Raw genomic sequence first — 13,792 nt, 5'->3', positions numbered from 1 at the left:
CTTATTCTTCACCTCTTTTCTACGATGTGTGTAACATTTGTTTTGCTAAATGTTCAGCTGTAGCGATATGTATATTTTTCTTTATGTCTTGGCCATCTGTCATTAATACAATAGGAGCTGATGATACTGCTGGAATTTTCAACAATTCGCCACTACTTGCTGTTTCATCAAATTTCGTAAACACAATACCATCTATATGAATATCTTTAAAGTTTGTAATAATTTCAATCATATCTTTACTTTTCATTGAAGCTGATAACGTTAAACAAATATAATCTGGTTCTACTTGTCCCATCGTTTCAATCATTTCTTCCACTGTTTCTGACGTACGATAATTTTTCCCTGCTGTATCAATTAAAATATAATCGACGCGTGCTTCTTCTTTAAAATACGTAAGCGCTCTTGTCATTGCAGCTTCATCACGCACAGCAATTACTTCAGATCCAATTGTCTTTACGTTATCTTGCAATTGCTGTACTGTCCCTATGCGCGAATGATCTGTCGTTATAAAACCAACTGTTTTTTTCTTACCGTGAAATTGCCATGCCATTTTCGCGAGTGTCGTCGTTTTACCAACGCCAGTTGGACCGATTAATGCAATTGTTTGTACTTCTTTTTCAAAGACGTTTTCCGTATTGAAATGAGATTTCATATCTTCCAATATGTACCTGATAACTTCTTCTTCCGTAATCATCGTTGCATTTTCAAACTTTATTTTTAACTTTTCAGCATATGCATGAATGAAATATTGTTCCACATCGTTTTGTTCTAGCATCCGAATTACTTTTTGAATAATAAACGGTACAGATTCTTGATTTTCTTTCTTTGGAACTACTTCTTCTTTCTTTACTGGAACGACTTGTTTCACAACTTTTTTCTTTTTCGTTACTTTCGTTACTTCCGTTTCTTTCATCGGTTTCACAACGACGATTCCTTTTTCAAACAGCTTTAATAGTTTCTCTTTTTTTCTTGCCCATTCTTCACTATTTCCTGTTTGCATCGCCGCGTATGACATAGAAGTCGTTACGTTTTCTAAATTGTGCAGTACTGATTGAATTCCATTCGCCTTCACAATTTGTTCTGAAGGATCATTCACAACATCCATTAACTGTTCATGAAATTGAGCTGTACCTTCATTCACTTCTTCCTGTTTTTCTTCTGGAAAAGCAACTAACATTTCATAATCCTTTTTCCAAAAAAACGGTATATTTCGTTTTACACTTTCATCGACAACGTAATAATAATCTGTACCATATTGGTCAAATAACTTTCGATACAATTCATTTTTCGAAGCTGCTTTTATTCGCATTAACGCTTCTTTCTTTTCTGTACTTTCCATTACTTCACCCCCTACTATTCAATATAGGCAATTTGATCCACAACAATTTCTGGTGCTAATTCACTAATACAAAGTACTTGTGCTTCCACTTGATAACGTTCTAGCAGTCTTACAATCGCAAATCTAAAATCTTTTCTACGTGTTAATAACACTGGCTCTCTTCCCATTAAACGTGCTTGCTTAAAGACGCGCTGCACTTGCTCAACGACACGTGTTTCTAAATCTAAATCCCAGTTTAATAAGTAACCTTGATATGAATTATTCACAACATCCGCATCTAACTCGATTGAATCAGAGAAGAGCGCTGCATATATTTTTCCGTCCGGATTTTTCGCATTTTCACAAATAACTTTTGAAATACATTCACGAACAAATGATGTTACACCATCCACGTGGTTTTGATAAATTTCTTTGCCGTCAATAATACCTTCAATAATTGTTGGTAAATCACGAATAGAAATACCTTCTTTTAGAAGTTGTTTAATAACATTTTGAACGAGTGATAAATCAATTTCTTTTTTCTTAATCTCTTCTAATAGAACGCCATTATCATTTTCAAGCGAGTTAATTAAGTCTTTTACATGTTGGCGCTGAATTAATTCATGAAGATTACGTCTAACGACAACATCTAAATGTGTAATTAATATGCTAAGTGGCTCTAACACTTGATAGCCTTTCATTTGTGCATCTTGCACCATATGCTCTAAAATCCAATATCCATCTTCACCGAAAATTGGATCTTTCGCTGGCTCTGCATCTAAATCAGCCATTACGTTTGGTGTTTTCAGTGCTAATAAATAACCTGATTTTAAAACACCTTCAGCCGCCTTCGCACCTTTAATCCGAATAATGTAACGTCCGCGTGGTCTAAAACTCGTATTATCTTTAAAGTTAATTCCAGGAACATTAATACCAAGGTCAGTAATAATCGACTTCCTCATAAGAACAACTTTATCACGCGCTGTTTCCCCGTTAATTTTCTGCTTTACAAGTGCCGCTAAATCTAAACCGAGTTCTACTATAATTGGATATTTGTCCGTAAATACTCCGAATGAATCTTCCACTTGTTGCAGTTGCTCATCTTCGCCTTGGATCATTTCTATTTCTTTTTGAAGCTCGTCTTCTTTTTCTTTCTTTATTCGATTTTTATTACGAATTCCTAAGAAGATAATTGTTCCGCCAACGAGTGCGAATGGTAGAAACGGTAGCGGAGTAAAAATACCCATTGCGATAAATAAACCACCGAGCGCATATACAACGACTTCATGCGCTAATAACTCTTTAAAGATACCTTCTGTTACTGTATCTGGTGAGCCGTCAAATACACGAGTTACGATAATACCTGTTGAAATTGCAAGCATTAGCGATCCAATTTGGTTTACGATTCCGTCCCCGACAGTTAGCTGCGTGTAATGAAGAGCCGCATCTGCAAAGCTCATCCCTTGCTGCATCATGCCGACAATTAAACCGAAAATAATGTTTACGAATAAAATGACAATCCCGAAAATAACGTCCCCTTTAATGAACTTTCCGGCACCATCCATCGCCCCATAAAACTCTGTTTCCATATTTAATTTTTTTCGTTTTGCTTGTGCATCTTTTTCTGAAATAATACGCTGGTTTAAATCAGCATCGATAGACATTTGTTTCCCTGGTAAAGAATCAAGTGTAAAACGAGCTGCTACTTCAGCTGTACGAGACGCACCGTTTGCAACGATAAACTGGAATATGATTAATACTGTAAAAATAACGATACCAATTAATAAGTTTCCGCCAATTACGAACTGGCCGAACTCTTCAATAACATGACCTGCATTTCCATCTGTCAAAATCGCTCGCGTCGTCGAAACGTTAATCGATACGCGGAAAATCCCGATTAATAACAACATCGTTGGAAATGACTTTAATTCATCCCACTCGTTAATACTTGTCGCTCGCATATAAATAAGCACTGACATACTTAGTAGAAAAACGATAATGATATCAAGTATAAATGGTGGAAGTGGAATTAAGAGCGCCACTACGAATGACGCTGCTAAAAAGATAGAAAAATAGGTTCTTGCAGACTCTATCTTAAACAAAGAGATCTCCTCCAAACGCGCTATTATACTTCAAGTTCGTTCGTCTGAATTAAATAGCGCATAACTTCAATTACAGCTACGTATAAATCTTCTGGAATCGTCTCATCTTCCTCGACTTGATAATATAAAGAACGAGCAAGCGGACGGTTTTCCACCATTGGTATTTCTTGTTCACGGGCAAGCGTTCGTATATATAATGCGAGCTCATCTTCCCCTTTTGCAACGACAATTGGTGCTGCATCAACGTGTTTATTGTAACGAAGTACGACCGAAATATGAGTCGGGTTGTTTACAATAAATGTTGCGCCATCCATCTTCTTCGCAATTGTTCCTTGCAAGATTGCATGCATAAAGTTTTTTCGTTTCCCTTTTACTTGCGGGTCCCCTTCATTATCTTTATGCTCTTGTTTCACTTCTTCTTTTTTCATCTTAATATCTTGCTCGTACTCCCATTTTTGATAAATGAAATCAATAATAGAAAGAACGATTAAAATAATTAAAATTGCTAAGAAAATAAATTTAATTTGCCTAATAATTTCAGTAAGTGACGCAGTCCAGTTAAATCCAATCATGCTCACGATTTTCTCTAAATTCTTTTTAAAAAGAACGTAAGCGACGTAACCGATTAATCCCATATAAAACAGTGATTTCAAAATATCTACTAAACTTTTACGACTAAACAGTCTCGTGAAATAGTTTTTCGGATTAATACGTGATGCTTTCGGTTTAATGACTTTAGAAGAAAATAGGAACCCGACTTGAATCATATAATTGAATAAATGAAAAGCGTATACGAGTATTAATATCGGAGCCGATACTTTCAGTAATAAAATCCCCATTAAATAAAAATACTCGGTTGAATCTGTATTTTTTCCAATTTGATCAAACAGCACCGCTACGGAATTCGCAATCTCATACCCTAGCCAATCTCCGAAGAAATAAACGACAACTGCTAATACGAGAATGGAAAATAAATTATTTAAATCTTTACTCCGGGCAATATTCCCTTCTTCACGCGATTTTTTACGCTTCTGCGGGGTGGCCTTTTCTGTTTTATTATCCTTTGCCATGCGCGTCCCCCTACTTCGTTAAGAAAAAGTTAAATAGTTTCGTATACTCTTCAAGTAATACATCCGTCATATTTTTAAACACATAACCGAGCATCGGTACACTCATCGCAATAAACAAAATACCGCACGTAATTTTAATTACGTATGCATTCATAAAAACGTTTAATTGCGGAGCGTTTTTTGCAATTAAAATAAGAACAAAGTTAATAATGAATAAACTTCCCATGAGCGGAAGAGCAATTTCAACCGCTGATGTGATCGCAAATAATAGCGTTGCGAGTAGACTATCTAAAAAACTAGTCGTCAGCAATTTTGAAATCGCCTCTGTATATTGAAACGACTTTAAAATCGTGGCAACGAAATAATTAATGCCGCCAAGTGAAATAAAAATAATGAGAAAAAATATATCAAAAATGGTTGATAGTAAAGTAGACTGTGAGCCCGCATTTACATCAAACAAACTTGCTTGTGATAAACCGATATCAAAGTCTAAAATATGCCCGGCCATTTTCGGAATGTTCCACAGCATTTCTACAATTTTTGAAAGTGATAATCCAATTACAATTTGCGTTCCTGCATAAGCTGCAACGTCCCAAACTGTCTTGATGTGAGAGACATCCACTTGATCAGCCACTGTAATTGAAAGGGCAAGTCCAACTGTAACCTTCGCCATTGCTGGAATGGATCGTCCTGAGAAAAACGGTAAAAAATATAAAAATGAAGTAATGCGGCAAAACGCAAAAAACGTTGCCGCCCATAATTCCATATTCATTTCAGTTCACCTATCTTAGTACGAACGCAATAGCGATGGGATTTTATCAAATAAATCTAAAATAAGTGTCGTTAACTCTTGGAACATCCACGGACCTAAAATGATAATAACGAGGACAATACTCGCCATTTTCGGTAAAAACGTCAGCGTTTGCTCTTGAATTTGCATCATCGCCATAATGACAGCGATGATAATAACGACAATCATACTTACGCCGGCAACCGGCATTAAAATCATAACCCCTTTATAAAAAAAGGTTTGAAAAATATCTATAATTGGTGACGTATTCATTTATATGACTCCTATCACATAGCATCAAACGCTTCAGGCGACCGTTTTAAACATAATGTCGACGATTTTTGTATATCCACCTAAATATACGAAAACGAGTATTTTAAACGGTAAACTTAAAATCATCGGCGGTACCATCATCATCCCGAGGTACATTAAAAGTGTACTAATAATCAAATCTATAAATACAAACGCTAAATAAATGAACATCCCTGTTAGTAAACCTTTTTGAATTTGCGTTAACGTAAAGGATGGTACGAGCGTAAATAGTGAAAGATCTTTCAAATCTTTCGGCAACTCTTCTCCGCGTACTTTCAGCATCATTTTTAAATCATGCTTATACGTATGCTTTGACATATATTCTTTCATAATAGGAGCTGTCGTTTCCGCAGCTTGACTTACTGTTATTTTCTCTTTCGTCATCGGATCCCACACATCACTCTTCAGTTGCCCAAGTACAGGCTGCATCGTAAAGAGTGATAAAAATAATGCAAGTCCAACAAGCACTTGGTTTGGTGGTAAATTCATTACCCCAAGTCCTTGACGTGTAATCCCTAGAACGATCATAAAATAAGTAAAATGTGTAAATAATAGAACGATAGAAGAAGATAATGACAAAAGGGTAACGAGCGCAAATAGTTGTACACTTGAATTACTCGTGAACTCTTTTCCATTTTCGAAATTAATAAAACCGTTCGGGGCTGCATACGCTGGATTTACAAAAATAATTGAAAAAACGATAGAAAATACGAAAATAACGGCTAATAATGATAACTGTTTCTTTATTCTCATGATGGATCCTCTACTTTTTTCGTTTCACTCTTCACCGCGTCTTCTAGTGCTTGTTGAAACTGATTTCCTGTTCCGGTTAATTGCACAGACTGCACACCGTTATTACTAATAACAGTGAACACTTGCTTTCCGTCCACTTCAAATAAAAAGGCACTCGTTTGATGATTTAAATACACACCGTCTTTTACTTGAATATGGCCATTTTCACCCTGCTTAAAAAACTGCTGTTTGCGCGTCTTTTTCGTCATATAATATGCACCGTAGCCGAGCGCACCAAACAGTAAAACGACTTGAAATAAGGTCGTCATATACGACATATGACTCCTCCTCTACTCTTTATCTTGCATTTGACTTTGCGCTTTCATAAGCGCCGCTTGTTTCTTATCAGCTTCAATTTCAGAAATGATAATACCGAATTTCTCGTCCATTACGATTGCTTCACCGATGCCGACTTTCATATTACTTAAATACACATCTACTTTATGTCCTAAGTTTTTCTCTACTTCCAGAACATCGCCAACTTTTAACTGCTTTACATCACCAAGTGTAATAGATGACTTTCCAAGCTTTACACCAAGTTCAATCGAAATATCTGAAACAGTATCAATATGTGCTTTACCTGCTTCATTTCGCTTTCCTGCAAAATCTTCTAATCCCATTAATGACACGGGAGATACTTCATGCTTCATATGGATCCTCCTACTCTACAAAACTTTTAAATAGGAGCGCCTTACGCGTTCCATCTTTTCCAATAAAACAATTAAATTTATGCTTTCCATCTACATAACCAAGTAATTCATCCGAAACTTTCGTATGAAGCGGAATAATATCGCCTTCTTCAATTTGTTCAATCTCACTCATTGTCATTTTCTGCTGACCAATCGCAACGTGAACAGGTTTGTACACTTGATTTACTTTTACTTCCACTTCAGACGTATACTTTTTACGCTTGTCTGAAGAATGTTCGACAATATTTTCAGACGTTAACTTATCCATAATTTCTTCAACAGATAAGAATGGAATTCCGATACGCACCGTCGTATTCCAAAACTCTGTTTTCATATTTACGTTAAGTAATGAAATGATATCACTCGCTGTCGTAATCTTTAATGCATTCGGATCTGTTTCTGTCGTTACAAATTTCGGTTCAATCGCAACAACACTTTCAAATGATTGCTCTAAATTTTTACAAAGAAGCAAGAATATATTATCAAGCGTTAAAAACTCAAACGCCGTTAACGGTCTGCGCATCGTAAAGTTACGCTTACTATCTCCGCCAAGCCAACATTCATGAATATAAATAACGAATGCTAAATCAATCTCAATAACAATTTCTCCAAGCTCTGGTAAACCGAGATCAATTACGCAATATAAATAATAATCTTTCGGCATTTTCTCCACATACTCACTCGTAAATGGAACTTGCTCAACTGTTGAAGGTTCTAGTTCAATTGGAATACGCATACGCGCTGATAACGTCTGTGACGTCTGTTTTCCAAAAGTAGAAGCAATCGCTTGCAAACTACGTAAATGCTCAACACCGAACTTCTCTGGTCTATTAAAATCATACTCTTGAAATTTCTCTTGCTTTCCTGCTTCTTGTGCGAAAGCTGGCATTTCCTCGCCTTCATTTACCGCCTTCAGCAGGGCATCAATTTGCTCTTGGCTTAATTTTTCGCCACTCATGACAATCCCCTTCCCTACCTTTTCAATTCAACGATTTCAACGTACATCTTCCCATTCTTCGTTAAAATCTTTCCGGTTCCAATCTCTTCATTCTCAAGCATAAGACGCACCGTATTTTTCGTTGAATTTTCAAGACGATACAATGTACCTTTCGTAATATGAAGCAAATCTTCAATTTTCTTTTTCGTATTTCCGATTTCAAAATAAATTGTTAACGGAATATCATCTTGTAATTTCAATCTAGCCAACTCCCATATCATGTTCACGAAAATTTCATGTTCTCTCTATATATGAAACTTCTTATTTTGAAACGTCGATATTTAATATTTTTTTAATATATCCTTGCGTTTCTTTAAATGGCGGTACGCCTCCGTACTTTCTCACATTACCAGGACCAGCATTATAAGAAGCAAGCGCCAATACTAAGTCGCCGTTATTTTTCTTTAAATAACCGCTTAACTCTTTCACGCCACCTTCAATACTTTCAGCTGGTGAAAAGGGATTCTTCACACCCATCTCCTTCACATTCGCTGGCATAAGCTGCATAAGTCCCATCGCACCGGCATGTGACACCGTTTTCGGATTGAAATTAGACTCTACTTCAATCATTTTTTGAATTAACGTTTTCGGAATTCCATATGTACGACTTACACGATCAATAATATCCTCATACTTCCCTTCATTGGAAGAACGTATTTTTTGAATATTATACTTCTTCGTTAATTCCCACGTATCAGCAGCCTCATTTTTCGTTTCTGGGAAACGTCGTTCAAACCCTTTTTGCGCAACTTGCACTTCATCTGCTTCCTTCGTTTCAGCCTTTTCTTCAGGCTTACTCGCTTCCTCTACTTTATTAATAGTTTCTACCGGTTTATTAACAACCGCTTCTATTTTCGTAGACTGTACCGGCTGACTCATATCTTCTATGTTTGCCGGCTGCGTAGTAGCCTTCGTCTCCTTCGCAGGTTCACTCTGCAACTTCTCTTGAAAACGACTACTAACAAATGCTTGTGGACTACTTAGCTTTTGCTGAATTTGCCCTTTCTTATATGCAAGCACTTCTTTTACTATATTTCCAACTATCATAATATCACCTTTTCGGTAAACAAAGATAATCTAATATTAGAGTTTTTTTTTAAAGTTTGCAATAATCCTTTTAATAATTATGTAATAAAAAAATGAATATATTGTTAAACTGTTATTTTTTTATATTTATTAATTCGAATTTTTAGTTGACACCCGCTATGACAAGGATTACAATAAATCTCGAAATTGATTTTTTCGCATATTACCGTTTTTCAATTTGCAGAAAAGTCAATATAAAAAAATGGGGGTTTTTAATTATGAGAATTAATACAAACATTAATAGCATGCGTACACAAGAGTACATGCGCCAAAACCAAGACAAAATGAATACAGCTATGAATCGTTTATCAAGCGGTAAATCAATCAACAGTGCGGCTGATGATGCTGCAGGTCTAGCAATCGCTACTCGTATGCGTGCAAAAGAGGGCGGCTTAGTTGTTGGTGCTCGTAACACACAAGACGCTATGTCAGCATTACGTACTGGTGATTCAGCATTACAATCAATGTCAAACATCTTACTTCGTATGCGTGATCTTGCAACACAAGCATCAAGTGGTACAAATGGTACAACCGATGTTACTTCTGTAGGTAAAGAATATGCTCAATTAAAGGCGGAAATTGACCATATTGCTGAAAAAACAAATTTCAATGGTAAGGCATTCTTAAATGCAGATGCTGGTGGTGACGCTGATATCTCAGTTCAACTTTCTGACGCTTCAGGAGATACATTGGTAATTCAATCCCTAAATACAAAAGATTTAACAACTGCAAACTTAGGCGATGATATAACTACTAATGAACTGGCTGCTGCAGAATTAGACAAGCTTGACACAGCTATCCAATCAATTGCTGACGCTAGAGCAACTTTCGGTTCACAATTAAACCGTTTAGACCATAACTTAAACAACGTAACTAGCCAAGCAACAAACATGGCTGCTGCTGCTTCTCAAATCGAAGACGCTGACATGGCGAAAGAAATGTCTGAAATGACTAAGTTCAAAATCTTGAACGAAGCTGGTATCAGCATGCTTTCTCAAGCAAACCAAACTCCACAAATGGTTTCTAAATTATTACAATAATCCATTTGAGTTAGTTTCATGAATAAACCTCTCTGCTTGCGGAGAGGTTTATTTTTCTATATAGATGAATTATTTGTAAAAGCTTTCTTTTTTTTAGACGTAAGAGAGCATCCACGTTGCGTAGAAGCGATCATTACCTATCTCTATCCCTCCCATATTAAAATACAACTAGAAGATAAGCATAAGTCCCTTTTTCTTTTCATAGCTGTTTATTGGCTTTAAGACCATATATGAATCTATAAGATAAGGAGTATCTATTATGCGTATCGGTACAAATATTTTAAGTATGAATGCGAGAGCGAGTGGTATGCGTATAGCGATTCGCAATAACAAAGAGGCGCTATCAATGCTTCGCACGGCAGGAGATGAGTGGTTTTTTCAAGTTCAAATTATTAACTGAAGTTGTGCTTAGTATGGCTTCACAAGCGAACCAAATTCCGCAAATGGTTTCTAAGTTACTACAATTGCAAAAATTCACCTTCCTTCTTTGGAACGATTCCACACAAAATAAAAGGGAAATACATATACACTATGTATCTCCCTTTTATTTTGTACCCAAATTTTATTACTGTGTTACCGTCATAACTTGTCCACTACGATCAACCATAATTTTCATTTTACCGTCTTGTGCATTATATAGCCCTAGTTTATGTAATTCCATTTTACAATCTTGTACGAAAGTTGGTAATTTACGAATTTGATTGATATCAGAACTTGTAATGAAATGAATTAAAAGCTGCGTCATATCTTTAATATCTTGTACAAGCTCTTCTTTTTCTCGTTTTAGCCTTTCATTTTCTAGTTGTAACGACTGTAATTCACCTTCTAGACTACGTGTATTCTTTACTTCTCTAGAACGCCCTGCTGCCATGCTAGAAAGCTTATAAATACCTTCCATAAACTGATGTAGTTCGTCTTCTTCCCTTTCACTACATTGACTAATTGTTTCAAAGTTGTCAACGATACCCGATATAACTGTTACGAGATTTTTTTCATCCCCTTTACTTTGAACGTCTTCTTTTACTTCTTGTTTTCTTTCTTGTTTCGTCTCAACAATCTTCTCTTTCACAGGTTTATATTTTCGTTTCCGACCTGGTTTTTGTTTTTCAATATTTTCAAACGACATCTCTTGTTTTTTTAATTTATAATACGTATTTTGTAATTGGCTTTCTGTTTTCGGAAAAATATTCAATTCACTTTTACTAACATATTTTGAAATATTTGCGATGTTTAAACCGTGACGTTGACAAAATTGATACACTTCATATAATAGTTCTAACTCAGATTTCAGCCATGTAATTGCCGATTTTTCATATGCTCGCATACCGCCATTTTTTTCTATATTTATTTGAAATAATACCATTCGATTGTATAAATCAACGAGCTCTTCATACCTTATTTGGAATTGTTTCTCTATTTTTTTGAATTCCGCATCTAATTTCATATCGTTTATTTTATTATTTGACATGTTTTGTAAAAGACTTAATACATTAATTGCTGTGTGGTGATACATACTATGTGTCACTCCCCCTCATCCTTTCACAATTCTCATATGACTCCCATGTCTTTTAAGAAAATAGAAATTTTAACATATCCATATTATAACATTTCGAAATTGTCTGTCAAATAATTAACATACAAAAAGATATAAAAAGTATAACAAATATAAAATAAGATTCAGCTATTTCATTTATAGAAAAAGCATTCTGCCCTCAAATTTAAATATCTCCATTTTTCAAAACGAAATTTTTATTACTATCTATATTACTTAACCCCAAAAAAGAACGCCAAGAGATCTACATCTTCCTGGCGCTCTCTATTTAACTACTAATTTTTAATATTCTACCCTTTTATTCGCCTATAAAATCTTTTGCTACACGTACACTTTCTTCCTTATTCACGTTTGTTACTGTAATGTATATTTTTCCTGCTTCCTCACCTAATTGAGGAATTTTAACATTTACTGCCGTTTTTGAGTCAGCAACGGTTGCTGATTTCAGCTCATTACCTTCTTTTGCCGCATCATATACTTTTACTACATCTCCTGCTTTTAAGCTTGTCACTCGAACAATATCATCTTCACCAGCATCATTATTTAATACAACAATATTATTTGCATTTGGAGCGGCTGTAATTTCTGTATCATATGCTTTCACTGTACGCGTACTTTCTAACTCACCTTTACTTTGTACACTTACGTATACATTTCCTTTTGTTTTTGCGTCTTTTGCGATTTGATCAATTTCTATTTTTGCTTCTACCGCATTTTCTCCCACTGTTGCTGTTCCTAGTTCCGTTCCTTTTGTTGCTGCGTCATATACTTTGACTACGTCGCCTGTTTTGACTCCTGTCACTGTCACTACATCTTTCACACCAGTTTTATTATTCACTACTGTGATTGCTCCTGCCACTGGCGCTTTTGTTACCGTTTCAGATGCGTATTTCACTGCCACACGAGCACTTTCTTCTTTATTCGTTTTTGTCACTGTTACGTACACTGTACCACCTGTTGCTACGAATAAATCTTTTTTCGTAATTACAGCTTCTGCTTCATCCGCTTTTACTGTTGCTGTTCCGATTTCTTTTCCTTCTTTTGCTGCGTCATATACTTTGACTACATCACCGGCTTCTAACTTACTTACTGTGATTGTGTCTTCTTCTCCTGTTGCGTTGTTCGCTGTTTTAATTACTGACGCCGCTGGCGTTACTGTGATTTCTGCATCATATGCTTTCACTGTACGCGTACTTTCTAACTCACCTTTACTTTGTACACTTACGTATACATTTCCTTTTGTTTTTGCGTCTTTTGCGATTTGATCAATTTCTATTTTTGCTTCTACCGCATTTTCTCCCACTGTTGCTGTTCCTAGTTCCGTTCCTTTTGTTGCTGCGTCATATACTTTGACTACGTCGCCTGTTTTGACTCCTGTCACTGTCACTACATCTTTCACACCAGTTTTATTATTCACTACTGTGATTGCTCCTGCCACTGGCGCTTTTGTTACCGTTTCAGATGCATATTTCACTGCCACACGAGCACTTTCTTCTTTATTCGTTTTTGTCACTGTTACGTACACTGTACCACCTGTTGCTACGAATAAATCTTTTTTCGTAATTACAGCTTCTGCTTCATCTGCTTTTACTGTTGCTGTTCCGATTTCTTTTCCTTCTTTTGCTGCGTCATATACTTTGACTACATCACCGGCTTCTAACTTACTTACTGTGATTGTGTCTTCTTCTCCTGTTGCGTTGTTCGCTGTTTTAATTACTGACGCCGCTGGCGTTACTGTGATTTCTGCATCATATGCTTTCACTGTACGCGTACTTTCTAACTCACCTTTACTTTGTACACTTACGTATACATTTCCTTTTGTTTTTGCGTCTTTTGCGATTTGATCAATTTCTATTTTTGCTTCTACCGCATTTTCTCCCACTGTTGCTGTTCCTAGTTCCGTTCCTTTTGTTGCTGCGTCATATACTTTGACTACGTCGCCTGTTTTGACTCCTGTCACTGTCACTACATCTTTCACACCAGTTTTATTATTCACTACTGTGATTGCTCCTGCCACTGGCGCTTTTGTTACCGTTTCAGATGC

General features: G+C 36.1%; 13 protein-coding genes and 3 pseudogenes. 3 read left to right on the top strand and 13 right to left on the bottom strand.

The annotated features are described in order from the left end of the window. Positions 1-19: 19 nt before the first annotated feature. The 11 genes from flhF to EBQ15_RS16140 all read right to left on the bottom strand — a co-directional run bounded on the left by flhF (position 20) and on the right by EBQ15_RS16140 (position 9,117). On the bottom strand, positions 20-1,339 hold the full coding sequence (gene flhF, locus EBQ15_RS16190) for a flagellar biosynthesis GTPase FlhF (RefSeq protein WP_000446173.1): 1,320 nt from the start codon (positions 1,337-1,339) through the stop codon (positions 20-22). A 14-nt stretch (positions 1,340-1,353) separates the two neighbouring features. Beyond that, positions 1,354-3,420 (bottom strand): flagellar biosynthesis protein FlhA, encoded by a 2,067-nt coding sequence (gene flhA, locus EBQ15_RS16185; protein WP_000472585.1) that lies wholly within the window; start codon positions 3,418-3,420, stop codon positions 1,354-1,356. A 23-nt stretch (positions 3,421-3,443) separates the two neighbouring features. Next, entirely contained in the window at positions 3,444-4,490 is a 1,047-nt protein-coding gene (gene flhB / locus EBQ15_RS16180; RefSeq protein WP_001040114.1) for a flagellar type III secretion system protein FlhB, read from the bottom strand. A 10-nt stretch (positions 4,491-4,500) separates the two neighbouring features. Beyond that, entirely contained in the window at positions 4,501-5,262 is a 762-nt protein-coding gene (locus EBQ15_RS16175) for a flagellar biosynthetic protein FliR (protein WP_001055718.1), read from the bottom strand. A 15-nt stretch (positions 5,263-5,277) separates the two neighbouring features. Next, the gene (locus tag EBQ15_RS16170) at positions 5,278-5,553 is read right to left on the bottom strand and encodes a flagellar biosynthetic protein FliQ (protein WP_001098085.1); all 276 of its coding nucleotides are present in this window, start codon (positions 5,551-5,553) and stop codon (positions 5,278-5,280) included. 33 nt (positions 5,554-5,586) lie between these two features. Continuing rightward, positions 5,587-6,345, bottom strand: coding sequence for a flagellar type III secretion system pore protein FliP (locus EBQ15_RS16165; RefSeq protein ID WP_001220582.1), 759 nt, complete (start codon positions 6,343-6,345; stop codon positions 5,587-5,589). Then, positions 6,342-6,662 carry a hypothetical protein gene (locus EBQ15_RS16160; RefSeq protein ID WP_000121176.1) on the bottom strand — a complete coding sequence of 107 codons (321 nt, stop codon included), beginning with the start codon at positions 6,660-6,662 and terminating at the stop codon, positions 6,342-6,344. The genes EBQ15_RS16165 and EBQ15_RS16160 overlap by 4 nt, the downstream gene beginning before the upstream one ends. Before the next feature lie 12 nt (positions 6,663-6,674). After that, a complete protein-coding gene (gene fliN, locus EBQ15_RS16155; protein WP_000680010.1) occupies positions 6,675-7,034 on the bottom strand; it encodes a flagellar motor switch protein FliN in 360 nt (119 codons plus the stop codon). A 10-nt stretch (positions 7,035-7,044) separates the two neighbouring features. Further along, positions 7,045-8,031, bottom strand: coding sequence for a flagellar motor switch protein FliM (fliM, locus tag EBQ15_RS16150; protein ID WP_000012363.1), 987 nt, complete (start codon positions 8,029-8,031; stop codon positions 7,045-7,047). A gap of 14 nt (positions 8,032-8,045) precedes the next feature. Further along, positions 8,046-8,270 (bottom strand): flagellar motor switch protein FliN, encoded by a 225-nt coding sequence (locus EBQ15_RS16145; protein ID WP_000775712.1) that lies wholly within the window; start codon positions 8,268-8,270, stop codon positions 8,046-8,048. A gap of 61 nt (positions 8,271-8,331) precedes the next feature. Next, entirely contained in the window at positions 8,332-9,117 is a 786-nt protein-coding gene (locus tag EBQ15_RS16140; protein ID WP_000635228.1) for a lytic transglycosylase domain-containing protein, read from the bottom strand. Positions 9,118-9,374: 257 nt separating this feature from the next. On the opposite strand from EBQ15_RS16140, the gene EBQ15_RS16135 reads away from it, so the two are divergent. The 3 genes and pseudogenes from EBQ15_RS16135 to EBQ15_RS32050 all read left to right on the top strand — a co-directional run. Next, complete coding sequence (locus EBQ15_RS16135) at positions 9,375-10,196, top strand: flagellin N-terminal helical domain-containing protein (RefSeq protein ID WP_001222380.1); 822 nt, start codon at positions 9,375-9,377, stop codon at positions 10,194-10,196. 277 nt (positions 10,197-10,473) lie between these two features. Next, positions 10,474-10,557: pseudogene (locus EBQ15_RS32055) on the top strand (flagellin N-terminal helical domain-containing protein); the annotation flags it as partial. Next, positions 10,556-10,660: pseudogene (locus tag EBQ15_RS32050) on the top strand (flagellin N-terminal helical domain-containing protein); the annotation flags it as partial. The pseudogenes EBQ15_RS32055 and EBQ15_RS32050, both read left to right, overlap by 2 nt. Positions 10,661-10,761: 101 nt before the next feature. Here the strand turns inward: EBQ15_RS32050 and EBQ15_RS16125 are convergent. Next, on the bottom strand, positions 10,762-11,709 hold the full coding sequence (locus tag EBQ15_RS16125) for a DNA-binding domain-containing protein (RefSeq protein WP_000274716.1): 948 nt from the start codon (positions 11,707-11,709) through the stop codon (positions 10,762-10,764). A gap of 337 nt (positions 11,710-12,046) precedes the next feature. Next, positions 12,047-13,792 (bottom strand): annotated as a pseudogene (locus EBQ15_RS31615) (hypothetical protein); the annotation flags it as partial.

The sequence above is a fragment of the Bacillus sp. 2D03 genome, assembly GCF_003946765.1.
Taxonomy (GTDB): Bacteria; Bacillota; Bacilli; order Bacillales; family Bacillaceae_G; genus Bacillus_A; species Bacillus_A cereus.
This window is presented reverse-complemented; position numbering and strand designations above follow the sequence as displayed.

What these genes read in the sequence shown, in the direction of transcription:
- flhF (WP_000446173.1), bottom strand. Translation starts at nt 1,339, where the DNA reads ATGGAAAGTACAGAAAAGAAAGAAGCGTTAATGCGAATAAAAGCAGCT.
- flhB (WP_001040114.1), bottom strand. Translation starts at nt 4,490, where the DNA reads ATGGCAAAGGATAATAAAACAGAAAAGGCCACCCCGCAGAAGCGTAAA.
- EBQ15_RS16175 (WP_001055718.1), bottom strand. Translation starts at nt 5,262, where the DNA reads ATGAATATGGAATTATGGGCGGCAACGTTTTTTGCGTTTTGCCGCATT.
- EBQ15_RS16170 (WP_001098085.1), bottom strand. Translation starts at nt 5,553, where the DNA reads ATGAATACGTCACCAATTATAGATATTTTTCAAACCTTTTTTTATAAA.
- EBQ15_RS16165 (WP_001220582.1), bottom strand. Translation starts at nt 6,345, where the DNA reads ATGAGAATAAAGAAACAGTTATCATTATTAGCCGTTATTTTCGTATTT.
- EBQ15_RS16160 (WP_000121176.1), bottom strand. Translation starts at nt 6,662, where the DNA reads ATGTCGTATATGACGACCTTATTTCAAGTCGTTTTACTGTTTGGTGCG.
- fliN (WP_000680010.1), bottom strand. Translation starts at nt 7,034, where the DNA reads ATGAAGCATGAAGTATCTCCCGTGTCATTAATGGGATTAGAAGATTTT.
- fliM (WP_000012363.1), bottom strand. Translation starts at nt 8,031, where the DNA reads ATGAGTGGCGAAAAATTAAGCCAAGAGCAAATTGATGCCCTGCTGAAG.
- EBQ15_RS16140 (WP_000635228.1), bottom strand. Translation starts at nt 9,117, where the DNA reads ATGATAGTTGGAAATATAGTAAAAGAAGTGCTTGCATATAAGAAAGGG.
- EBQ15_RS16135 (WP_001222380.1), top strand. Translation starts at nt 9,375, where the DNA reads ATGAGAATTAATACAAACATTAATAGCATGCGTACACAAGAGTACATG.
- EBQ15_RS16125 (WP_000274716.1), bottom strand. Translation starts at nt 11,709, where the DNA reads ATGTATCACCACACAGCAATTAATGTATTAAGTCTTTTACAAAACATG.